Below are 21,961 nucleotides of genomic sequence, written 5' to 3'. Positions count from 1 at the left end.
GCTCACTCGGCTCAAAGGAGGTTGCCATGAAAAAGCTGCGTTGGTTTATTGCGCTCGCCTTGCTCGTCGCGCCCGCATCGGTTGTGGCGCAGGAGGGCTTTTCGCCGTTCACTACCGATTTCCCGCCCGAAGAATTCGCGGCGCGGCGCGCTAAAATCTATGACGCCATCGGCGAAAACGGCATCGCCGTGATTCAAGGCGCGCCGAGCCCCGCCGGCTACACGCGCTTTCGGCAATCCAATGAATTCTATTATCTCTGCGGCGTCGAAGTGCCACATGCTTACCTGTTGCTCGACGGCGCGGCGCGGCGCGCGACGCTCTACCTGCCGCACCGCAACGAGGGCCGCGAGCGCGGCGAAGGTAAGATGCTCTCAGCCGAAGACGGCGACCAGTTGCGCCAGCTCTCAGGCATCGATGCGGTGGCCGGCACCGACCTGTTGAACGAGCATCTGGTGCGCTATGCCTACTTCAGGCGGACGGTCTACACGCCGTATAGCCCCGCCGAAGGCTACGCGATGAGCCGCGACCTGGGCCTGCGCGTCGTCGCCGACCGCGCCGCCGACCCGTTCGATGGGCAGCCCTCGCGCGAAGGACTGTTCATGCAGACCTTGCATGCGCGCTTCCCGCAAATCGAAATCAAAGACCTGTCGCCGACACTCGACCGCTTGCGTTTGATTAAGAGCCCGCGTGAGATTGCCTTGATCGGACGGGCAACGCGGCTGTCGGGGCTGGCGTTGATGGAAGCCATGCGCTCGACGCAGCCGGGAATATATGAGCACGAATTGGATGCGATGGCCAAATATGTTTACTACCGCAACGGCGCGCAGGGCGAGTCGTATTATTCGCTGATCGCCAGCGGGCGCAACGCCTGGTATCCGCATTACAACGCCGGCAAGCGGCGCATGGAAGACGGCGATTTTCTGCTGATGGATTTCGCGCCCGATGTCGGTTATTACCAGTCCGACCTGACGCGCATGATGCCGGTCAACGGCAAGTTCAGTCCGTCGCAGAGAGAGCTGTATGGCTTTTACCTCGGCTGTTATCAGGCGATCTTGAAGGCGATCCGCCCAAATGTGACGCCTGCCGTCATCCGAGAGGAAGCGGTCAAAGAGATGGAGCGGTTGCTCGCGGCGACGAAGTTTTCGAAGCCGATTTATGAGAAGGCGGCGCGCGATTTCGTCACCTCCTACGCCGCGGCGACGAAGCGCCAGCCCACCGCCTTAGGCCACTGGGTCGGCATGGCGACGCACGACGTCGGCGAGTACGGCGAGCCCTTACGCGCCGGCATGGTCTTTACGATTGAGCCGGCCTTGACCGTGCCCGAAGAGAAAATTTACATCCGCCTCGAAGACCTGATCGTGATTACCGACACCAGGGCCGAAGTGCTGTCTACCTTCGTGCCGATGGACATAGACGGCATCGAGCGGCTGATGAAAGAAGAGGGCATGCTGCAACGCTACCCGCGCGACACCGAGAATAATCACTAATAGCCAGTCGCGTAAGGGTGATCGATCTCAACTTCCCCAACATTCTTGTGGAGGTGCGAGGAGATGCAAACGTATGAGCGAGGCAATCGCAGTGAAGGAGTTGTTCTGTCCGCGTATGTGAACGCCGGGTTGGTCGTTAGCATTCCATTCGGAACTGGCGCGAGTTATGACCTCATCATTGATACCGGCGGTCGCCTGTTCAAAATACAGGTGAAGACGGCATGGCTTGATGGCGGTTGCTTACGGTATCACAGCCGGCGGCGTCGAGGCGGCGGATACGAAACGCGTCGCCTTTACCGAGAAGGTGAGGCTGATTACTTTGCCGTTTACTGCCCACAGACGGATGATCTGTATGCGGTTCCGACAGGGAAGCATCGGACGGAAGGGCGGTTAAGATTGCAGCCGGCGAAGAATAGACAGCAGAAGCTGATCAAGTACGCCGAGGATTATTCCTGGGAAAAACACATCAGGGAAATAAAAGGAATGGCGACCCTGGTAGGAATCGAACCTACGGCCTCAACGTCCGGAGCGTTGCGCTCTATCCACTGAGCTACAGGGCCGGCAAAAGCATAATGGCAAACATGCGCCGCCTGTGTCAACGTGCCAACAAGACGGACATTGGCGGTGGTTGCCAGGTAGAAAGGACGCACCATGCAAACTGTGATTGAAGATTTGCGGCGCGCGGTTGATACGGCCGTCGCGCAGTTCGCCGGCCTCGGCGAAGCCGACACCTCGGCGCCGATGGCCGCCGGCAAGTGGTCGCGCAAACAACTGCTCGGCCACCTGATCGATTCTGCCGCCAACAATCACCAGCGCTTTATTCGCGCCCAACTCAGTGGCCCGAAAGCCTTCCCCGGCTACGAGCAGGAAGTGTGGGTCGAGCGCAACGGTTACGGCGATGCGGCGTGGGGCGAGCTGGTGGCGCTGTGGCAAGCCTATAACCGCCACTTGCTGCGCGTCCTTGCGCTCATCCCAGCCGAGCAGTTTGATGTCGTTTGCACGGTCGGCGACAACCCGCCGATGACGCTCGGCTATATCGCCGAAGATTATGTCCGCCACCTCAAGCATCATTTGCAGCAACTGCTCTCGTGATCGTTTGTCATGCGGCGGCGCGCAACTATTTGCCTGCGAGCCGTGCGTCGGGCAGACTACTGGCTCACGCTCACAAAATCACCCCTCAAGGAGGTCCCCATAAAATGACCGCAAAAGTGAATCGGCAGTGGCGGCTTGCCTCGCGCCCGGTCGGACTGGTGCAAGACAGCAATTTCAACTTCGTCGAATCAGAGGTGCCGGAATTAAGTGATGGCGAATTCCTGGTGCGCAATGTTTACCTGTCGCTCGACCCGACGAATCGCGGCTGGATGAATGCCGCCGACACCTACCTGCCGGCGATTCAGATCGGCGATGTGATTCGCGGCGGCGCGCTCGGTGTCGTCGAAGCCTCACGCAACGGCAATTTTCCCGAAGGCGCTATCGTGCAAGGGCTATTCGGCTGGCAAGATTATCTGGTCAGCGATGGGCGCAACGCCAGCCTCGTGCCGCACGATAAAAAGATTCCGCTGACGGCGCTCTTTGGCCTCTTCGGCCACATCGGCATAACGGCTTACTTCGGCCTGCTCGACATTGGCAAGCCGCAAGCGGGCGAAACGCTGGTCGTCAGCGCCGCCGCCGGCGCGGTCGGCTCGCTGGTCGGGCAGATCGGCAAGATCAAGGAGATGCATGTCGTCGGTATCGCCGGCGGCCCGGAGAAGTGCCGCTGGCTGACGGAAGAGCTCGGCTTCGACGCGGCGATTGATTATAAGAACGAATCGGTGAGCGAAGGCTTGAAGCAACATTGCCCGAAGGGCATCGATGTCTACTTCGAAAACGTCGGCGGTGAAATCCTCGACGCCGTGCTTGCGCGCATCAACCTGCACGCGCGCATCCCACTGTGCGGGCTGATTTCGCAGTACAACGCCGCGAAGCCGATGCCCGGCCCTTACAACCTGGCGCAGTTGATTATCAAGCGCGCGCGTATCGAAGGCTTTCTCGTGAGCGATTACATGCCGCGGGCGATGGAAGCCATCATGGACCTGGGCAAGTGGTGGATGGAAGGCAAGCTCAAGTACCGCGTCGATGTCGTCGAAGGGCTGGAGCAAGCGCCCGCCGCGCTCAACAAGCTGTTTGACGGCTCGAATCAGGGCAAGCTGATCGTTAAAGTCTCTGACGAACCGGCGTGAGCCGTTGCCAGTCGCCAGTTGTCCGTTGCCAGTTATCCGCAGAACCGCCAACTGGCAACGGACGACTGTTTTTAGTAACCGGCGACTTTCGCGCGGCGTCTTTGCCGGCGGCGGGTTTTCGATGGCTTATTACCAGCAAGCGACGAATGACTTCCGCTGAAATTTCTCACACTGATAATCAAGGAGAGTCACATGAAGAGGTTTTTAACCATCAGCAGCATCATCTGTCTATTGATGCTTTCAGCGCAAGCCGGCGCGCCGGCGAACTTCAGCGGCACATGGTCGCTCGACAAGTCGAAGAGCGAAGGCTTGCAGGGCCGCATGGCCCAGGCCGACGTGACGATGACCGTGACCCAGGACGCCAAACAGCTCACGGTTGAAACGAGCTATACCGGCAGCGACATGCCGCCGCAAAAGGTCGTCTACAATCTTAATGGCAGCGAAACGACGGCTGAGTTTGCCGGGCGCATGCCGGGCAAAGGCACGCTCAAGGCAAAGTGGACGAGCGACAGCGTGCTCGAATTAAATACCGTGCGCAACGTCAACATTCAGGGCAATGACGTGACCATCACGACGACCGATCACTGGGAACTGGCCGACGGCGGCAAGACCTTAAAGGTTCACCGCTTGACGGATTCGCCGCGCGGCACGATGGAAGCCAAGCTGGTCTTCACGAAGAAGTAAACGGCAGAATCAAAACAAAACACAGAGACACGGAGGCACGGAGCGAGCGCAGAGTTTTCTCCGTGTCTCCGTGTTTAATGCCCCTTCCGTTGTTGAGAAGGGATGCTGGCCAGGGTCTATTCATTCTCCGGACTTGAACCGCCAAGACGCCAAGGACGCCAAGAGAACACAGAGCTTTTCTTGGCGTCCTTGGCGTCTTGGCGGTTTATATCCCCATGGTTATTCGAGAATGAATAGGCCCTGGGATGCTGGCGATTCGCATTGCAATTTCGCCGGCGCGCGCGTATCTTAAGACCGATGAAATTCTGATTCCCACCAATTGTGCTGTTCCTGTCGTCAGATGCGCCCGCCATGCGCGCGGCGGTCAGGCGAAACATCATCCGCTCGGAACCCGTAGAGAAACCTAATGCAACAGACAAATGAACCATCGGAGTCTGCATCCGCAATGGCCGCTGCGCCCGCGCCGCAGAAGCCTTCGTCGTGGCTTGCGACCTTGCGCGAAGCCTTCGCCGGCTCGCGGCAGGATTTCACTGAAGGCAGCATTCGCCGCGCCATCGTCTTGCTGGCGGTGCCGATGGTGCTAGAGACGGCGATGGAATCGCTCTTCGGCATCGTCAACGCCCTGTGGGTGGCGCACTTTCTTGGCAAAGAAGCGGTCGCCGCGGTCGGCATCACCGAATCGCTGCTGACGCTCATCTTCGCAGTGGCCATCGGCCTGAGCATGGCGACGACGGCTATGGTGGCGCGGCGCATCGGCGAGAAAGACGGCCAGGGCGCGTCGGTCGCCGCTTTTCAGGCCGTGGCCATCGGCATCGGCGCTTCGCTGCCGGTCGGCCTCGTCGGCCTCTTCTTCACGCCGCAACTCTTCCACTTGATGGGCGCATCGCCTGAAGTGCTGGCGGCGGGCGGCGGTTACAGCCGGGTGATCATCGGCGCCAACGTTGTCATCATGTTGCTGTTTTTGAACAACGCCATCTTTCGCGGCGCCGGTGACGCGGCGATTGCCATGCGCTCGCTGTGGTTTGCTAACGTCATCAACATCATCCTTGACCCGTGCCTGATCTTCGGGCTGGGGCCATTTCCGCGATTGGGGGTGACGGGGTCGGCGATTGCTACGACCATCGGGCGCGGAGCGGGCGTCGTCTTGCAGTTCTACCTGCTGTCGTCGGGCACGGGGCGCGTCCGCATCAGCCTTCGCCATTCGCGGCTCGACCTGGGCGTCATGCGCCGGCTGTTGCGGGTCTCGGTCGGCGGCATGTTTCAATTCCTGGTGGCGACCGCGAGCTGGTTAGGCTTGATGCGCATCGTCACGCAATTCGGCGACGCCGCGGTGGCCGGCTACACGATTGCGATCCGCATTGTCATCTTCGCGCTGCTGCCGTCGTGGGGCATGAGCAACGCCGCGGCGACGCTGGTCGGCCAGAATCTCGGAGCCGGCAAGCCTGACCGCGCCGAGCGCTCGGTGTGGGTCGCCGGTCTGACCAATATGGTGTTTCTCGGCGCGGTGACGGTCGTCTTTCTGCTCTTTGCCGAGCCCTTGATTCACATCTTCACAACCGATGTGACGGTCGTGCCTTACGGCGTTGATGCGCTGCGCTTCATCAGCTACGGCTATGTCTTTTATGCCTATGGCATGGTGATGGTAGCGGCGTTCAATGGCGCCGGCGACACGGCGACGCCGACGTGGATCAACCTGGGCTGTTACTGGCTCTTGCAAATCCCGCTGGCCTACACGCTCGCCAACCTCGCGGGCATCGGCGCGCAGGGCGTTTTCCTGGCGATCACGATAGCCGAGTCGTGCCTGGCCGTCATCGGCATTCTCATGTTTCGCCGCGGCACCTGGAAGACGCAAAAGATATGAATCAGGTAGGCCACGGGCGCGAATCGATGTATAGTTCGGGAATCACCGAAACCTCAGAAGGAGACACCGATGATGCGAAAGGCTTACCTGATTCTCGCCTGCCTGCTGCTCGCCTGCGCGGCGGTTAACGCAAAGGACGGTCGCGGCGGCGCGGCTAACGGCACAACCGTCAAGATCGATTCCGGTCAAATCTCCGGCCTCACGGTCGGGGCAAACAACGACGTGCGGGCTTACAAAGGCGTGCCGTTTGCCGCGCCGCCCGTGGGCGCGCTGCGCTGGAAAGCGCCGCAGCCGGTCAAGGGGTGGGCCGGCGTGCGCGCCTGCACAGAGTTCGGCGCCTCTTGTCCACAGCCGAATCTGCTCGAACGCACCTATGGCACGAAGCTCGGCCCGACCAGCGAAGACTGTCTCTATCTCAACGTCTGGACGGCGGCGAAGCGCCCCACAGACAAGCTACCGGTGATGGTCTGGATTCACGGCGGCGGCTACACCATGGGATCAGGCTCGACGCTGGCTTATGACGGCGCTGCCTTTGCGCGCCAGGGTGTCGTGCTGGTGACGATCAACTATCGGCTCGGGCCGTTCGGCTGGTTCGCTCACCCGCAGCTCTCGAAAGAATCATCGCACAACTCATCGGGCAACTATGGCCTGCTCGATCAGATCGCCGCGCTCGAATGGGTCAAGCGCAACATCGCGGCCTTTGGCGGCGACGCCGGGCGCGTGACCATCTTTGGCGAATCGGCAGGCGCCGGCAGTGTCTGTTACCTGATGGCATCGCCGCTGGCGCGCGGGCTGTTCCATCGCGCCATTGCCGAGAGCGGCTCGGCGTTCGGGGCTAACCGCCACCTGCGCGAAACCTGGTACGGCCAGGAGTCCGCCGAAAAGATGGGCGAGCGCGTCGCCCGCGAGATGGCCGGCGGGCCGTCGGCTGATCCGATTGCGGCGCTGCGCGCCAAGAGCGCCGAAGAGATTCTGAACAGCAGCAACGTCGCCGCCTCATCGTTCTTTTCGGGCGACGCCAACCGCTTCGCGCCAATCGTTGACGGCTGGGTGATACCGGACGACCCCGGCGCGATTTTTGAAGCGGGCCGACAGGCCAACGTGCCGTTGATTGTCGGCACCAACGCCGACGAAGGCTCGATCTTTGTGCTGAGCGCCCCGGTCGCCACGGTTGACGCGTACCGCGTGGCGTTGCGCCGCCTTTATGATGTGCGTGCGGATGAAGTGCTGGCGCTCTACCCGGCCAGCGACGCCGTCGAGGCGCGCCGCCGACTGAGCCACATTATCACCGATGCCTTCTTCATCACCGGCGCGCGCTACTTTGCCGAAACCGCGAGCAAGGTGAACGGCAAGACGTTTGTTTACCACTTCACGCACATCACCGGCGACCCGCGCCGCCGCATGCTTGGCGCCTTTCACGCCTCCGAGATTCCTTATGTCTTCATGACCCAGGACGTGGTCGGCACGGCGACCTATGACGACAAAGAGCATGAGCTGGCCCGCGCCATGAGCGCTTACTGGGCGCAGTTCGCGGCCACCGGCGATCCCAATGGTGCAGGGCGTCCGGCGTGGCCGACATACGATGCGGCGTCGGATCAGCATATCGAGTTCGGCGACCAGATTGCGGTTAAAGCGAACCTGCGCAAGCCGGCGGTTGACCTGTTCGAGCGCATCGCGCTGGAGCGGCGCGGCAAGCGCAAAGCGACCGGCGACCATTGAGAGATGGATGGATTTGCCAGGAGTTAAGATGACCGCGGCGGCGCAAGCAAGCAGTCAGCGGTTTGATGCAGCGGATCGCTGGCTTTTCGGCCTTTCATTGGTTTGTGGCATTGCTTACCTTTTGACGCGCGGCCTGGCGGGACTACCGGGCAGCGTCGCCGTCAAAGGCTTGAGCGTGTCGCCGCTCGCGGTGATTGCGCTGCGTCAACTGAAGCGAAGCAACGGCGCGCTGCTGGCCTGCGCGCTGCTGCTTTCGGCGCTCGGCGACATCTTTCTTGCGCTCGGCGGCGGGCAATGGTTCGTTTATGGCCTCGGCGCGTTCCTGGTCGCGCACCTGTTCTACATCACGCTCTTTGTGCGCAACTGGCCGCGCCCGTTCGCCGTCAGCGCCGCGCATCAATCGGTCGCCGTGCTATTGCTGGTTGCCGCCGCCGCGATGTTCGTGTGGCTGTGGCCGAGCCTGGGCGAGATGCGGCCGGCCGTAGCGGCTTATCTGTGCGCGCTCACCGGCATGGCGGTGACGGCGACGCTCGCGGGCTTTCGCGCCTGGTGGGTGGTGATCGGCGCGGGGCTCTTCATGCTGTCGGATTCACTGATCGCCGTCGGCAAATTCAAAACGCCGGTTGCCGCGAGCGACTACATCATCTGGGCGACGTATTACGCGGCGCAGGTCTTGATTGCGCTCGGCTTCATCTATGAAAAGCGGCGCTTAATTTCGTAAGGTTATGGAAATTGATCTCGGCCACTTCTTGATCCGCGACTGGCGGCGCGGCGACGAAGAATCGCTCGCCCGCCACGCCAACAACCCGAAGATATGGCGCAACGTGCGCGACCGCTTCCCGCACCCTTACACGCTCGACGACGCCAAAGCGTGGATCGAGCGCGCCAGTACCGAGCAGCCCATGACCAGCTTTGCTATCGTCGTTGATGGCGAAGCGGTCGGCGGCGTCGGCTTCTTTTTGCAGGAAGACATCTTTCGCCGCTCAGTCGAGATTGGTTACTGGCTCGGCGAAGCCTTCTGGGGTCGCGGCATCATCACAGACGCGGTGCGGGCCATGAGCGAATACATCTTTGCGAACTTCGATGTCTGTCGCATCTACGCCGGGGTCTTTGAATGGAACCCGGCTTCGATGCGCGTGCTGGAAAAGGCCGGCTATGTGTTTGAGGCTCGCATGCGCAAAGCGGCAACCAAGGAGGGACAGACGATTGACGAGTTCATCTACGCACTGGTGAAAGAAGAGTGAGGAAGCAGGAGGCAGGAAGCAGGAGGCAGGAGGCAGTTGGTGATCGTTACTGGCTGCTGATCGATAACAGAGTTTGCATGCTCTCCGAACTGCTTCCTGCCTCCTGCCTCCTGCTTCCTGTTAAAGGGTGGCGCGGATCAGACGGATGAAGCGAGCCAAAAGAGGATAAAGCAGATGGGGTGTTCTACCTTTCGCTCTTCATCCGTCCAATGCGCGCCACCTCAACAGCAGTGATAAGCGACAAGAGGAACTTCGCTGACGAGAGCTCGCCAGGATACAACGTGACTTCGTCTTGTCACTCGTCACTGGTCACTAAAACTGAAATGTGATGCCGGCCTGAACCGTCACCACGTCGGTGCGCGAGTGCAGCACGTCGAAAAACACATCGCCGTTTACGCGATGGATTGAGCCTTCCCGCAGATACTCGGCGCGCGAGCCGCGCAGGTAGCGCACACGCGTGTCGAGCAGCACCTCTAGCCGGCGCGGGTGCGGGTTCAGCCGTACGTGTACACCGCCGCCGAAGCCATAGCTCAGCGTCGAATCGCTCAGATTGGTCTCGGAAGGGTTGCTGTTCTCCGATTCAAGATTGATTGACGTTTGGGTGAACAGGTACTTGAAGCCGATCAAGCCCTCGGCGTAAGGCCGTACCGCGCCGTGGCGCGGCTCGGCGCGCACCAGCAGATGGGTCATAAAGATGTTGTTGCTGGTGGTGACATCAACGCGAACTTCGGGCACTTCGGGGAGCAACGCCAATTTGCGCGTCTCCGAGCCGTAGACGACGCCGCCCAGGTCAACGCCGACCAGGATCGGGCTCTGCCTGAGGCGCACAAGAAATTGGCCGCTCGCGCCATAGCCATTGTTTCTGACGTTGTCTTTGAACTCGCCGGTTGGGACGACGGTGAGGAAATCCACGCCCGCCTGAAACTCCTGTGCGCGGGCCGTGGTCACTTGTCCAAAGGCGATGAGGCAGAGCGCCGCAAGCAGCCAGCGCGCGGCGCGCCGGCGAAGGCCGGTGCGTTGTCGGGTTTGCATCCTGATTTGGTCGTCGTGCATGCGTTTATCTCTTTTCACCAATCGCCCCATAGCGGGTGGGGCGGTTGATCTAAAATTGACTGCCGAGCCGAGTCCTCCGTTGCTTCGCTTATCGCCCTACGCTAAAATGGGCGCGGCTTCAGGACTGCCAGCCGCGCCGGCAACGAGCAACGGACGCAAAATACTGCCGGCGCCGTCCGCATGTCCTCAGAAACCGCTCAAACTTTTCTCAATTAGATTTCTCAAGGCCCGAATGACCACCGAGCAGCCGCGGATTTATGAATTTGGCCGCTTCCGCCTCGACCGCGCTGAGCGCACGTTGCAGCGCGGCGGCGAGCCTGTGTCGCTGACGCCAAAGGTCTTCGGTATCTTGCTGGCGCTGGTCGAAAACAGCGGGCGCGTCGTCGGGAAAGACGAGCTGATGCGCCAGGTCTGGCCCGATAGCTTTGTCGAAGAAGGCAACCTGACACAGAACATTTCATTGCTGCGCAAGGCGCTCGGCGAAACCAGTGACGGCAAGCCCTTCATCGAGACGGTGGCGCGGCGCGGCTATCGCTTCGCCGCCAGCGTTCGCCAGTCCGCCGACGGCGAAGCCGCGCAAGCCGGCGCGAACGGTGATCTGACTGCGCGCCATGCCTTCGCGCCGCCACTGAGCACAGACGGCGCGGTGACCGACGTCACTTTGGATCGGACGACCGGCGACAACGGCGCGGCGGCGGTCGCGGTGGCTGCGCGCCCGGCTTACGTCTCGACCGCGACGGCAAGCGATGTTGGGTCAGTTGCTTCGTCAGTCGCGACGCGCCGCCGACTGATCACAGGCATCCGGGGTCGTCTCTTGCGGCAGCGCGTCGCGCTGCTCGCGGCGATTGTCTTGCTGGTGGCAGCGACGGTCGCCTTCATCTTTTTCCGAGCCAACCGCGCGACGAGCGGCAGCGGCAACATCGATTCGATTGCCGTGTTGCCATTTGTCGCCGACGCCGGGGATGCCGAGACCGAATTCCTCAACGACCGCCTGGCCGAGAATCTGATCAACAACCTGGCGCAACTGCCGAAGCTCCGCGTCGTGCCGCGCAGCCTGGCCTTTAATTACAAAGGCAACATGGCTGATCTGCAAAAGGTCGGGCGCGAGCTTGGCGCTCGCGCTGTCCTCACAGGGCGCATTCATCGGCAGGGTGACGCGCTCAGCATCCAGGCCGATCTGATTGACGTGGCGAACGTCTCGCAAATCTGGGGGCGGCATTATGACCGCAAGATCGCCGACCTCTTGCTGGTGCCGGAAGACATCTCGAAAGACATCTTCGAAAACCTGCGGCTGAAGCTCAGCGTCGAAGAGAAGAAGCAGCTCGAAGCCAGCCGCTATTACCTGCTTGGGCGCAACGCGCTGAACAAGCGCACGGCGGGCGGCTTGCAGCAGGGCCTCGAATATTTTCAGAAGGCCATTGACATAGATGCCGACGACGCGGCGGCTTATGCGGGACTGGCCGACTGTTACAACATGCTGGTCGTCTATGGCATTCGCATGCCGAAAGACGCCTTCCCGCTGGCGCAGGAGGCGGCGCTGAAAGCCCTGGAGCTGGACGACAACCTCGCCGAAGCGCACACCTCGCTGGCCTTCATCAAGCACCGCTGGAACTGGGAGCGCCAGGACGCCGAGCGCGAATTCCTGCGCGCCATCAAAGACAAGCCGGCGTATGGGCCGGCGCACCAGTGGTACAGCTCTTACCTGGTAGCGGTCGGGCGCACGGACGAAGCGATTGCCGAAGCCCGGCGCGCCGCCGAGCTTGATCCGCTGTCGTTCAGCACGGGCATTCATCTGGGTTGGATCTACTACATGGCGGGGCGCTACGACGAAGCCATCGCTCACTGCCTGAAGCTGCTCGCCGTTGACCCGGGCTTCTTTCCCGTCTATCGCTATCTCGGATTGAGCTACGAGCAGAAGGGCATGTACAAAGAGGCCATCGCGGCGTTTGATCGCGGCATCAAGCTGTCGGGCAGCCCGCTGCTGGTGGCGTTGATCGGCCACGCGTATGCCGTTGCCGGCAACCGCAAGGAGGCCGAGCGAGTATTAGACGAGCTGCAAGAGATGTCCGGGCAGCGTTACGTTTCGCCCTGCACGGTGGCGGCGATCTACGCCGGCTTGCGCGACAGCGAGCGGACGTTCGAGTGGCTGGAAAAAGCCATCGCCGAGCGCGACATCTGGTTGATGAACCTGCGCGTTGATCCGGTGTTTAAAGAGATGCGCGGCGACCGCCGCTTCAAAGCCATCCTCCTGCGCCTCGGCCTCATCCCCTGAGCAGAGGCTCGCCGCTGCCGCTCGCTCTGGAATTCTCCGGCAATTAGAAATTTGCATAAATCAGAGCGGAGCCGCCGGGAATCCGAGTAGAGCCCCGCCACAAGACCGTAGCCCCACGTTGCGCGATGTTCGCTTCTCTTCGGCTGTTCCTCCCCTGTTACCGAAGGCACGACTGGCGTTTGTGACACAATCCGGAGAGGAATCTATCGATGCCTAGACTATCCAATCACGCCGCTAGAACGGCTATGGTCGCCGCGCGCATTGAGCCGTCGCGCCGGCCCGCGGGATCGCGTCTCTTTCAGCGCGGCGCGCCGCCGACGACCACGGGACAGTTGTTGCTGGAAGTGGCGCGCTTCGCCGCCGAGAATATGGCCTTTACAGAGCAGGGAGATGCAGAGGCAGCCGCCCGCGCCCGTGATCACCTGGTGCAGATCAGAGAGCTTGTCACCCGCAGGCTTGCCGAATTGCCGGCGTCACCCTGTGACGCCGACGGAGAGGCACTGTGAAGCGAATCGGTTGCCCTTCAGCGCGTCGCGCCGGCTGATCGCGGCACGCGACGGTCATGTTCTTGCAGAAGCTGATTGACAGTGGGCACCAGCAGATCGAGGTCTTCCGGCTTGTGCAGAATGCGGGCCGCTCCAGCCTGCGCGGCGACCGTCAGGTACTTATGCTCGAAAGCCGACATGGCGACGACCGGCACAAAATCATAATTCGCCACTCGCCTGATCTTATGGATGAACTCCAGGCCGGTCATGCCCGGCAACATCAAATCGGTGATGATCAGATCGATGCGATGTTTCTGTAACAGGTCAAACGCCACCGCGCAGGTCTCGGCGCGATAGACCGTATAGCCCTCATGCTCCAGCAGCAGGCTGACGATATCGAGAATGTCGGGGGTGTCCTCTACAACCAAGATGGCCATTTGCTTCATATCACAGCGCCTCCAGGCGCTTACCCCGATTTGAACAAACGGTGTGCCGAGAGTCCTACGGGCTCATGAATCCGAGCGAGTGCCCATCCAGGTGGCAAAACGCAACCTTTTGCCGATTCAATTTTCTCTGCCTGCCCCGGCTCCGTACACCCTGCCGCGAAAAAGCACCGAAACCGAACAAAGGTTGTCAGCCTGAAACGCTGGCTTTCGCGTTCAGTCACTCTGACTCGGCGCATTAACTGATTTATTGACAAGCGCTAGGGCGTGCGGGATAATCGGAGCCTGCGAGCCAAACCCGTTTAGTCCCCGCAGATGATCTTCTTGACTTGAACTTGAACTTTTGGAGGCGATAAGTGGAAAAGGAGCGTGAGATTCGGCTGCGTCAACGAATCGAAGAACTCGTGCGGTCGCGCGTCGGCACACTGGAACAAGACATCAGCCGCTTGCAGCGCGAAATCAACCAGTCGTTTACGCAGTTGTTGGAACGCACAGACACGGCGGCAAACATGCCGGAAGGCGACGAGTCGCTGGCGCAAATTGCTGCCGACGTCACGGCTCAGGTTGATCAAGCTACCGCCGAGAGCGTGAGGCTTGGCGCCGATATCGCCCTGCTCAGAGACTCGGTCGCTGAGCTGAACGAGCAGCACACCCAGGCCGAAGTTCTCAATGCTCTGGTGGCGCGCGCCGCCAACTTTGCGCCGCGCGTTGTGCTGTTTGTCGTTAAAGGCACGAATGCCCTGGCGTGGGCAGCGCGCGGGCTCGACGACACCATCGGCAATCAATCGATTCGCGGACTGACGGTTTCTCTGCAATCCGATACCGTGCTGCGCGGCGCGCTCAACGCCCAGCAGACTTTCTACGGCTCGCCCGACCAGCAAGGCGAAAACGCACTCATCTTCAGCCGGCTCGGCAATCTTCGTCCACAGCGCGTGCTCGGCGTGCCGCTCAAGGTGCGCGGCAAAGCGGCGGCCATCATCTTCGCCGACTCGGCAGATCGCGGCGCTGCGGCCATCAACGTCGAAGCGATTGAATTGCTAGTCAACACCGCCGGCATGGTCGTCGAGCTGGTGTCGTTGCGCGCCCGCATGGCCGAAGGCGCGTCCGCTGCCCGGCCCGCAGCACAAGCGCCAGCCGCGCAAGCACCAGCCGCGCAAGCGCCAGCCGCACCGACGGAGCAAGCGCCACCCGCAAGACCTGTCGAGCCGCCAGCTCCACCGCCCGCGCCGCCGGTCATTGCACAGCCTGCGCCGCCTGCGCCGCCGGCTCCTGACCGTCCAGAGCCGCCGCCGCCTGCACCTGATCGCCAGTTCCAGACGTTTAGCGTGCCCGAACCGGCGCCGACCGCGCCAAGCTTCTTTGTGCCGACCGTCGAGCCGCCGCCGGAACCCCGTAACGTTCCGCCACCGCCCGAGCCATCGGCTGATTTCTGGGGGGCGCGCCCAAGCGGTTCATTGAATGCGCCACCGGTCGCGCCGCGCCCACCTGAGCCGCCGCCGTCGCCCGCGCGCAGCGCCACCGATATCAGCGACGAAGAGAAAGCGCACAACGACGCGCGCCGCTTCGCCCGCTTGCTGGTCAGTGAGATCAAGCTCTACAACGAGCAGAAAGTCGCCGAAGGCCGCCGCAACAACGACCTCTACGACCGGCTCAAGGAAGACATTGACCGCAGCCGGCAGATGTATGAGAAGCGCGTCACGCCGAGCGTCGCCGCGAAATTCGATTACTTCTATGACGAGCTGGTCAACACCCTGGCCGAAGGCGACGCCGCCCGGCTCGGCTCGGATCATCCCGGCCCGTCGGTGGCGGTTTAGTAAGCAGGAGGCAGGAAGCAGGAAGCAGTCCAGAGGACATGCAAACGCTCTTGACGATCAGCCGCAAGTAACGATCAACGACTGCCTCCTGCTTCCTGCCTCCTGCCTCCTGATTTTTCTTGCCGCAGCAAACCGCCTGATTGATAATCATCATCAGCCCCATGCCGATGTCGGAATCGCCTGATCATTTGATGGAGAGAGGTGTTTTATGTTGTACCTGATCCGTCGTGCGCGCCGACCGTTTGCGGTCATCAACCGGCGCTTGCTTGCGACCGCCTTGCCGCTCTTGCTGGTGGTGAGCCTCACCACGCCACTGACCGTTTCATGTCAGCGCAAGTCATCAAGCGGGGATCGCGGCATCGCCGAACTGAGCGCGCTAGTTGAAAGCAATCAGGGTCGGCCCGCGCCCGCCGACTTGCAGCGCATCGAATCGGCTTACTCGCGCAGCCGCGCGGCGGCGCTGGCGCGCTTTCTCCGCGGTTATCTTTATTACACTTCGCAGAACTATGCCGCGGCGGTCGAAGCCCTCGATGCCCGCGCCATTGATGAGGCGACGGCCATTGGCGATTACGCGCTCTTTTATCGCGCCGAAAGCGAAGCCGCGAGCGATGCCCGCAGCCAGGCGCGGCGCGATTTCAGTAGCCTCTATTCAAAGTATCCCGACTCGCTGAAGGCTCACGCCGCTCGCTTGCGCGCCGCCGATATGGCCGTGGCGCTGGGTGACCCGGAGAGCGCCCGCCGCGAAGTCTCGCGCATGGCCGAAGCCGATGACCCGGACGCCGTCTACATCGCGGCGCAGGCTGCCGAGTTGACCGGCAAGACCGACGATGCGATTAAGCTCTACCGTAAGATTTATTACGAACTGGCGGCGACCCGCGCCAGCGTCCAGGCCGAGCAGCGGCTGGCGGCGCTGGGCGCGGCGGTCAAAGATCATCCGGGCACGCTCGACGAAGAGCGGGCGCGTGCCGATGCGCTGCTGGAATCGAAGCAGTTCAACGAGGCGGCGCAGGCTTACACCAACCTGTTGACGCGCTTCCCCGAAGCCGCCTCCAATGATGCGATTCAATTGCATCTTGGCAAGAGCCTGTTAGGTGCGCGGCAAACGGCGCAGGCGGTCACGCCGCTAGCGCGCGTCAGCGAAGCCAACGCCGAGTTGAAAGCCGAAGCGTTGTTTAATCAAGCCGAAGCCTTGCGGCGCTCGAACCGCGCCGCGGAATCCGGCGTCATCGTTGACCGCTTGTTGAAGCAGAACGGCAAGAGTCGGTGGGCGCAGGACGCGCTCTACAACCTGGCGCGCGACCTCGACAAGGCCGACCACGACGCTGAGGCGATGACACGTTACCGGCAGATCGTCGCTTTGTACCCGAAATCACAATATGCCGCTGAAGCCTCGTACAACCTCGGCTGGTACGCTTACCGAATGAAGCAGTACGCGGACGCGGCGCGGTTGCTTGAGCAGCATCTCGCAAGCTACCGCTATCCCGACTCCAAGTTTATCGGCGAAGCCGGTTTCTGGGGCGCAAAGTCCGAAGAGCGCCTGGGCAATCCGGGGCGCGCGCTGGCGCTCTACGACCTGGTCAACCAGCGTTACCGTTATGGCTATCACGGTTACCTCGCGGGCATGCGCGCCGCCAAGCTGCGCGCCGCCGATCCGTCGCTTAAAGCCGAAGCCATAAAATCGGGCAGCGACCTTGAGCGCATTCGGCAGAATGTCACCTATGTCGAGAAGATCGAAGAGACCGCCGATGGCTCGGAGAAAGCGTTCTTAGCCAGGGCCGACGACTTTGAAGTCATCGGGCTGGGTGAGCTGGCGATCAAGGAGCTGAACACGGCGCAGGAACACGCGCCCACTTCGCCGCGGATCAATCTGCGTATCGCGCAATACTACGCGCGGCGCGGCGAAAATTTTCAGGCGACCCTGATGCTGCGGCGCGGCTACCCTGACATTTACTCGTACCAGGAAGCGGACGTGCCGCGCGAGGCGTGGGAAATCATGTTTCCGCTCATCGCCTGGACGACCATCAAGCAGGAAGCCAAACGTTATGGCATCGATCCTTACATGGCCGCGGGGCTGATCCGTCAGGAGAGCGTCTTTAACCCGATGGCCATCTCGCGGGTCGGGGCGCGTGGCCTGATGCAAGTGATGCCGGCGACCGGCCAGCTGATTTCGCGCAAGCAGGGAGGCGGCTCGATCACGGCGGCGGATTTATATAATCCGGCGATCAACGTCAAGCTCGGCATGAATTACCTGGCGCAGATGCTCGGCCAGTTTGGCAGGATCGAATATGCGGCGGCGGCCTACAACGCCGGGCCGGGGCGCGCGCAACGCTGGCTCGCCGAGCGCGGCGGCCTCGACATCGAAGAATGGATCGAGACGATTCCTTTCACCGAAACGCGCGGCTATGTCCAGGGCGTGCTGCGTTACGCGGCAAACTACCGCAGGTTCTATAAAGAGTAGTATGATGAGCTTATGCGAACTCAGGCATGGATTGAAGAACGCATAAGCGGAAAGCGATTGAACACAGAGGCACAGAGGCACAGAGGAAGCACGGAGCGCGCTCTGTGTCTCTGTATCTCTGTGCCTCTGTGTTCGTCTTTACTGAATCGCGCCGCCGCCATCTGCGGCGTGCTCGCGCTCACCTTCGCCGTGGCCATAGCCTATCAGCCGACGGCGCAACGGGCGCGCAAATCGTCTCCCGCAACAACTCCTTCAGCCCAGGCGACCGGCGCGCTGAAAGTCATCACCGGTCAGGCGGGCTCGGTCGTCTTCATCAACAACGTGCGCCACGGCGCGACCAACGATAAAGGCGAGCTTGATCTGCCGCGGGTGCGCGCCGGCTCGTTCCCTGTGCGTGTGCGCTCGGTCGGCTTTGCGGACTGGACCGGCTCAGTCGTCGTCGCCGCCAATTCATCGCGCACCTTGAAGGTCACGCAATCGCCTATCGCAGATGAGGCGGCGCTGCATTATCAGAAAGGTGACGCGCTGCGCGAGCGCGGCAAGAACCAAGAAGCCGTCGAAGAGTACCGGCAAGCCCTGGCGCTTCGCGCGAACTTTACCGAAGCGCGCATCGCCATGGCGCGCAGCCTGATTGCGCTGCAAGATTTTCAGGGAGCCGAGGCGCAAACCACGGCGGCGCTCAAAGTCGCGGGCCGCACGCTCGCCGAGGCGCAGACCGTGCTCGCCAACATGCGCCGCCATCAGGGGCTCATCGAAGAATCAATCGTTGAGTACAGGAAAGCCATTCGCCTGGCGCAGGGCAATGCGTTTGAGGCGCACATCGGCCTGGCCATCGCGCTCAACGAGATGAACGACCCGAAATTGATTGACGAGATTGCCCGCGAGTATCGCATCGGGATCATTCAAGATATGGAGACCGAGCCGGTGCTTTATTATCAGCTCGGCGAGATACTGGAGAAAGCCGGGCGCAACAAAGAGGCGATTGCCGCCTATCGCAATTACTTGCGGCTCGACCCCGAAGGCGAATATGCTTCCGCGGCTGAATCGATCATCGATAGATTGAAAGACGAGAACAACGACCAGCAATGAGCAAACAGATCATTTCTCATAAAGCCGAGCAGTTCACCGAATCGGTCATTCGCGAGATGACCCGGCAAGCGCACCTCTACGGCGCCATCAACCTGTCACAGGGCTTCCCCGATTTTGCCGCGCCCGAAGAGATCAAGCTCGCCGCCTGCGACGCCATCATGGCCGACATCAATCAATACGCCATCACCTGGGGCGCGAAAAATTTTCGCAACGCCATTGCCGAAAAGGCGGCATGGTATCTCGGCATGGAGATAGACCCTGAGCGCGAAGTCTGCGTCACCTGCGGCTCGACCGAGGCGATGATGGCGGCGATGATGGCGATCATCAACCCCGGCGACGAGGTGATCGTCTTCGAGCCGTTTTACGAGAACTACGGCCCGGACGCGATTCTGTCGGGAGCAACGCCGCGCTACGTGACGCTCTATGCCCCCGACTGGCATTTCGATGAAACGGAGCTCGCCGCCGCTTTCAACGATCATACGAAAGCCATCATCATCAACACGCCGAACAACCCGACCGGCAAGGTTTTCAGCCGCGAAGAGATGCAGGTTATTGCCGGGCTTTGCCAGAAATGGAATGTCATCGCCATCACCGACGAAATCTACGAGCACATTCTCTTCAACGGCAAGCAGCACGTGGCGCTCGCGACGCTCGACGGCATGCGCGACCGGACGATCACCATCAATGGTTTGTCGAAGACCTACTCGGTAACCGGCTGGCGGGTCGGCTACACGATTGCGCCGCCCGAGATCACGCTGGCGATTCGTAAGGTGCATGACTTTTTGACGGTCGGCGCGGCGGCGCCTTTGCAGGAAGCCGGCGCGCATGCGCTACGGTTGCCGCGCTCATATTACGACAAGCTGCAAGCGAGCTACGACGAAAAGCGTCAGCGCCTACTCGCGGTGCTGAAAGAGGTTGGCTTTCGCTGCTACGACCCGGACGGCGCCTATTACGTGATGACCGACATCAGCGCCTTCGGCTACGACGACGATGTCGCGTTTGCGAAATTCCTGGTGAAAGAGATTGGCGTCGCGGTCGTTCCCGGCAGCAGCTTTTACCACGAGCCGCAGCTTGGCCGGCATCAGGTGCGCTTCACCTTCTGCAAGAGAGAAGAAACGCTCGCGGCTGCCGAAGAGCGCCTGCAAAAACTCAAGACATTGACGCCCTAAGGCTCCTCCGACGCCTGCGATTGATTGATCCGCATCCAGGATAAGTCTAACTATCTCTCTGTTTACGCCCGCCTTTGTAATCCCGAGCATTTTGGTCGGGAAAAACTTGACTTTATCAGTCGGGTATATAGAATAAGGATGAAGTTTCAAGCGAGGCCCGGAGATGCAGATTTCGACGAAAGGCAAATATGCGGTGCGCGCGATGCTCGACATTGCGCAGAACTCCAACGGCGGGCCGGTGGCGCTTGGGGCGATCTCGAAGCGCGAAGGCATCTCGCTGTTGTTTCTCGAACAGATCTTCCAGCCGTTGCGCAAAGGCAACATCGTCAACAGCATTCGCGGGCCGCATGGCGGTTACGTGCTGGCGCGCGACGCCGGCGAGATTACCATCGGCGAGATTGTGCGTTTGATCGAGCCGCCGCTTTACACCAGTTCTTGTTTCAGCAATGACGGCTCGGTTGACAATTGCCGCATCTCTGATTCCTGTATCGGCGGCGCGATCTGGAAGCAACTGACCGAGCACGTCGATAATTTTCTGGATTCGATCACGCTCGCTGACCTGGCCAACAAGTCGAAGCCCGAAGTGGTTTACGGTTTGCGCATCAAGTCGCAGCGCATTCTGGAGCAGGCCCGCGGCGATAAGCCATCGCCTGAGGCGAAAGCGGAAGAGCTAGCGGAAACCGCGGAAGTGGCTTGAGCGAGGCTGCGGAAACTTCAACCGAGTTTGTAAGGAGAGAATATGGCGCTGAAGCTCCCGATTTATATGGACTATCATGCGACGACGCCGGTTGACCCGCGCGTCTTCGAGGCGATGCGTCCCTACTTCACTGAAATCTTCGGCAACGCCGCGAGCCGCAATCATGAATTCGGCTGGCAGGCCGAAGAGGCGGTCGAAAACGCCCGCAAGCAGGTTGCCGACCTGATCGGCGCGACCTCGAAAGAGATTGTCTTCACCAGCGGCGCGACCGAATCCGACAACCTGGCGATCAAAGGCGTCGCCGATATGTATTACGAGCGCGGCGACCACATCATCACCGTGGTCACCGAGCATAAGGCGGTCTTAGACACCTGCAAGAAGCTTGAGAAGCGTGGCTTCAAAGTGACCTATCTGCCGGTTGCGAGCGACGGCTTGATTTCGCCCGATGATGTGAAGCGCGCCCTCACCGACAAGACGATTCTGGTTTCGGTGATGCACGCCAACAACGAGATCGGCGTCCTTCAGCCGATTGCCGAGATCGGCAAAGTCTGCAAAGAGCGCGGCGTGTTGTTCCACACCGACGCGACGCAGTCGGTCGGCAAGGTGCCGTTCAACGTCAACGAGATGAACGTTGATCTGGTTTCCGTCAGCGCCCACAAGATGTATGGGCCGAAAGGCGTCGGGGCGCTCTATGTGCGCCGGCGCAACCCGCGCGTGATGCTGGCGCCGATGGTGGATGGCGGCGGTCACGAGCGCGGCATGCGCAGCGGCACGTTGAACGTCACAGGCATTGTTGGCCTCGGCAAAGCCGCCGAGATCGCCAGAACGGATATGGAAAGCGACAGCGCGCGCATTCTTGGTCTGCGCGAGAAGCTGCGGCGCGGTCTTATGGACGAGCTTCCCGATGTCTACGTCAACGGCAGCATGGAACATCGCCTGCCGGGCAACCTGAACATCTCGTTCGCCTACGTCGAAGGCGAATCGTTGCTGATGGGCATCAACGACATCGCTGTTTCTTCGGGGTCGGCTTGCACGTCGGCGAGCCTGGAGCCGAGCTACGTGCTCAAGGCGCTGGGCGTCGGCGAAGAACTGGCGCATAGCTCGATTCGCTTCGGGCTTGGCCGCTTCAACACCGAAGAGGAAGTCGATTACACGATTAACCGCGTCAATGAAGCGGTCAACCGACTGCGCGAGCTGTCACCGCTGTGGGAGATGGTGCAGGAAGGCGTTGACCTCAGCAAAGTGCAGTGGGCCGGCGAGTAGCTTC

At 61.1% G+C, this 21,961-nt stretch carries 18 protein-coding genes and 1 tRNA gene; 16 read left to right on the top strand and 3 right to left on the bottom strand.

From position 1 onward, the window contains the following. Positions 1-26 precede the first annotated feature (26 nt). A complete protein-coding gene (locus VJ464_03715; protein ID HKQ04213.1) occupies positions 27-1,487 on the top strand; it encodes a Xaa-Pro peptidase family protein in 1,461 nt (486 codons plus the stop codon). Between the two features lie 484 nt (positions 1,488-1,971). Here the strand turns inward: VJ464_03715 and VJ464_03710 are convergent. Next, positions 1,972-2,047 (bottom strand) — tRNA-Arg (locus VJ464_03710). Positions 2,048-2,138: 91 nt separating this feature from the next. On the opposite strand from VJ464_03710, the gene VJ464_03705 reads away from it, so the two are divergent. The 7 genes from VJ464_03705 (at position 2,139) to VJ464_03675 (ending at position 9,214) form a co-directional block, all read left to right on the top strand. Further along, a complete protein-coding gene (locus tag VJ464_03705) occupies positions 2,139-2,579 on the top strand; it encodes a DinB family protein (GenBank protein ID HKQ04212.1) in 441 nt (146 codons plus the stop codon). Positions 2,580-2,683: 104 nt separating this feature from the next. Continuing rightward, a complete protein-coding gene (locus VJ464_03700) occupies positions 2,684-3,706 on the top strand; it encodes an NADP-dependent oxidoreductase (protein ID HKQ04211.1) in 1,023 nt (340 codons plus the stop codon). Positions 3,707-3,898: 192 nt separating this feature from the next. Next, complete coding sequence (locus VJ464_03695; GenBank protein ID HKQ04210.1) at positions 3,899-4,390, top strand: hypothetical protein; 492 nt, start codon at positions 3,899-3,901, stop codon at positions 4,388-4,390. A gap of 445 nt (positions 4,391-4,835) precedes the next feature. Then, positions 4,836-6,251: an MATE family efflux transporter gene (locus VJ464_03690; GenBank protein HKQ04209.1), complete on the top strand. Its 1,416-nt coding sequence runs from the start codon at positions 4,836-4,838 to the stop codon at positions 6,249-6,251. 69 nt (positions 6,252-6,320) lie between these two features. Further along, on the top strand, positions 6,321-7,970 hold the full coding sequence (locus tag VJ464_03685) for a carboxylesterase/lipase family protein (GenBank protein HKQ04208.1): 1,650 nt from the start codon (positions 6,321-6,323) through the stop codon (positions 7,968-7,970). 7 nt (positions 7,971-7,977) lie between these two features. Beyond that, the gene (locus tag VJ464_03680) at positions 7,978-8,691 is read left to right on the top strand and encodes a lysoplasmalogenase (GenBank protein ID HKQ04207.1); all 714 of its coding nucleotides are present in this window, start codon (positions 7,978-7,980) and stop codon (positions 8,689-8,691) included. A gap of 4 nt (positions 8,692-8,695) precedes the next feature. Further along, complete coding sequence (locus VJ464_03675) at positions 8,696-9,214, top strand: GNAT family N-acetyltransferase (GenBank protein ID HKQ04206.1); 519 nt, start codon at positions 8,696-8,698, stop codon at positions 9,212-9,214. Between the two features lie 312 nt (positions 9,215-9,526). Here VJ464_03675 and VJ464_03670 read toward each other — a convergent pair whose 3' ends face one another. Next, entirely contained in the window at positions 9,527-10,267 is a 741-nt protein-coding gene (locus VJ464_03670) for a hypothetical protein (protein ID HKQ04205.1), read from the bottom strand. A gap of 232 nt (positions 10,268-10,499) precedes the next feature. Here VJ464_03670 and VJ464_03665 point away from each other — a divergent pair, with 232 nt between their 5' ends. Next, positions 10,500-12,539: a winged helix-turn-helix domain-containing protein gene (locus tag VJ464_03665; GenBank protein HKQ04204.1), complete on the top strand. Its 2,040-nt coding sequence runs from the start codon at positions 10,500-10,502 to the stop codon at positions 12,537-12,539. 209 nt (positions 12,540-12,748) lie between these two features. Beyond that, the gene (locus VJ464_03660; protein HKQ04203.1) at positions 12,749-13,045 is read left to right on the top strand and encodes a hypothetical protein; all 297 of its coding nucleotides are present in this window, start codon (positions 12,749-12,751) and stop codon (positions 13,043-13,045) included. Positions 13,046-13,062: 17 nt separating this feature from the next. Here the strand turns inward: VJ464_03660 and VJ464_03655 are convergent, their stop codons facing one another. Next, positions 13,063-13,470 (bottom strand): response regulator, encoded by a 408-nt coding sequence (locus tag VJ464_03655; GenBank protein ID HKQ04202.1) that lies wholly within the window; start codon positions 13,468-13,470, stop codon positions 13,063-13,065. Between the two features lie 353 nt (positions 13,471-13,823). Here VJ464_03655 and VJ464_03650 point away from each other — a divergent pair, with 353 nt between their 5' ends. The 6 genes from VJ464_03650 (at position 13,824) to VJ464_03625 (ending at position 21,957) form a co-directional block, all read left to right on the top strand. Then, a complete protein-coding gene (locus VJ464_03650; protein ID HKQ04201.1) occupies positions 13,824-15,281 on the top strand; it encodes a hypothetical protein in 1,458 nt (485 codons plus the stop codon). 208 nt (positions 15,282-15,489) lie between these two features. Continuing rightward, complete coding sequence (locus tag VJ464_03645; GenBank protein HKQ04200.1) at positions 15,490-17,739, top strand: transglycosylase SLT domain-containing protein; 2,250 nt, start codon at positions 15,490-15,492, stop codon at positions 17,737-17,739. 120 nt (positions 17,740-17,859) lie between these two features. After that, the gene (locus tag VJ464_03640; GenBank protein ID HKQ04199.1) at positions 17,860-18,828 is read left to right on the top strand and encodes a tetratricopeptide repeat protein; all 969 of its coding nucleotides are present in this window, start codon (positions 17,860-17,862) and stop codon (positions 18,826-18,828) included. Further along, on the top strand, positions 18,825-19,997 hold the full coding sequence (locus VJ464_03635; GenBank protein ID HKQ04198.1) for an aminotransferase class I/II-fold pyridoxal phosphate-dependent enzyme: 1,173 nt from the start codon (positions 18,825-18,827) through the stop codon (positions 19,995-19,997). The genes VJ464_03640 and VJ464_03635 overlap by 4 nt, the downstream gene beginning before the upstream one ends. Before the next feature lie 163 nt (positions 19,998-20,160). Continuing rightward, entirely contained in the window at positions 20,161-20,694 is a 534-nt protein-coding gene (locus VJ464_03630; protein ID HKQ04197.1) for an Rrf2 family transcriptional regulator, read from the top strand. A 42-nt stretch (positions 20,695-20,736) separates the two neighbouring features. Continuing rightward, positions 20,737-21,957, top strand: a complete 1,221-nt coding sequence (locus tag VJ464_03625; protein ID HKQ04196.1) for an IscS subfamily cysteine desulfurase — start codon at positions 20,737-20,739, stop codon at positions 21,955-21,957. The last annotated feature ends 4 nt before the right edge of the window (positions 21,958-21,961 follow it).

Source organism: Blastocatellia bacterium (genome assembly GCA_035275065.1).
Classification (GTDB): domain Bacteria; phylum Acidobacteriota; class Blastocatellia; order UBA7656; family UBA7656; genus DATENM01.
Note: the sequence above shows the minus strand (reverse complement) of the source record. Positions and strands in the feature narration are given on the sequence as shown.

What these genes read in the sequence shown, in the direction of transcription:
- VJ464_03715 (HKQ04213.1), top strand. Translation starts at nt 27, where the DNA reads ATGAAAAAGCTGCGTTGGTTTATTGCGCTCGCCTTGCTCGTCGCGCCC.
- VJ464_03705 (HKQ04212.1), top strand. Translation starts at nt 2,139, where the DNA reads ATGCAAACTGTGATTGAAGATTTGCGGCGCGCGGTTGATACGGCCGTC.
- VJ464_03700 (HKQ04211.1), top strand. Translation starts at nt 2,684, where the DNA reads ATGACCGCAAAAGTGAATCGGCAGTGGCGGCTTGCCTCGCGCCCGGTC.
- VJ464_03695 (HKQ04210.1), top strand. Translation starts at nt 3,899, where the DNA reads ATGAAGAGGTTTTTAACCATCAGCAGCATCATCTGTCTATTGATGCTT.
- VJ464_03690 (HKQ04209.1), top strand. Translation starts at nt 4,836, where the DNA reads ATGGCCGCTGCGCCCGCGCCGCAGAAGCCTTCGTCGTGGCTTGCGACC.
- VJ464_03685 (HKQ04208.1), top strand. Translation starts at nt 6,321, where the DNA reads ATGATGCGAAAGGCTTACCTGATTCTCGCCTGCCTGCTGCTCGCCTGC.
- VJ464_03680 (HKQ04207.1), top strand. Translation starts at nt 7,978, where the DNA reads ATGGATTTGCCAGGAGTTAAGATGACCGCGGCGGCGCAAGCAAGCAGT.
- VJ464_03675 (HKQ04206.1), top strand. Translation starts at nt 8,696, where the DNA reads ATGGAAATTGATCTCGGCCACTTCTTGATCCGCGACTGGCGGCGCGGC.
- VJ464_03670 (HKQ04205.1), bottom strand. Translation starts at nt 10,267, where the DNA reads ATGCACGACGACCAAATCAGGATGCAAACCCGACAACGCACCGGCCTT.
- VJ464_03665 (HKQ04204.1), top strand. Translation starts at nt 10,500, where the DNA reads ATGACCACCGAGCAGCCGCGGATTTATGAATTTGGCCGCTTCCGCCTC.
- VJ464_03660 (HKQ04203.1), top strand. Translation starts at nt 12,749, where the DNA reads ATGCCTAGACTATCCAATCACGCCGCTAGAACGGCTATGGTCGCCGCG.
- VJ464_03655 (HKQ04202.1), bottom strand. Translation starts at nt 13,470, where the DNA reads ATGAAGCAAATGGCCATCTTGGTTGTAGAGGACACCCCCGACATTCTC.
- VJ464_03645 (HKQ04200.1), top strand. Translation starts at nt 15,490, where the DNA reads ATGTTGTACCTGATCCGTCGTGCGCGCCGACCGTTTGCGGTCATCAAC.
- VJ464_03635 (HKQ04198.1), top strand. Translation starts at nt 18,825, where the DNA reads ATGAGCAAACAGATCATTTCTCATAAAGCCGAGCAGTTCACCGAATCG.
- VJ464_03630 (HKQ04197.1), top strand. Translation starts at nt 20,161, where the DNA reads ATGCAGATTTCGACGAAAGGCAAATATGCGGTGCGCGCGATGCTCGAC.
- VJ464_03625 (HKQ04196.1), top strand. Translation starts at nt 20,737, where the DNA reads ATGGCGCTGAAGCTCCCGATTTATATGGACTATCATGCGACGACGCCG.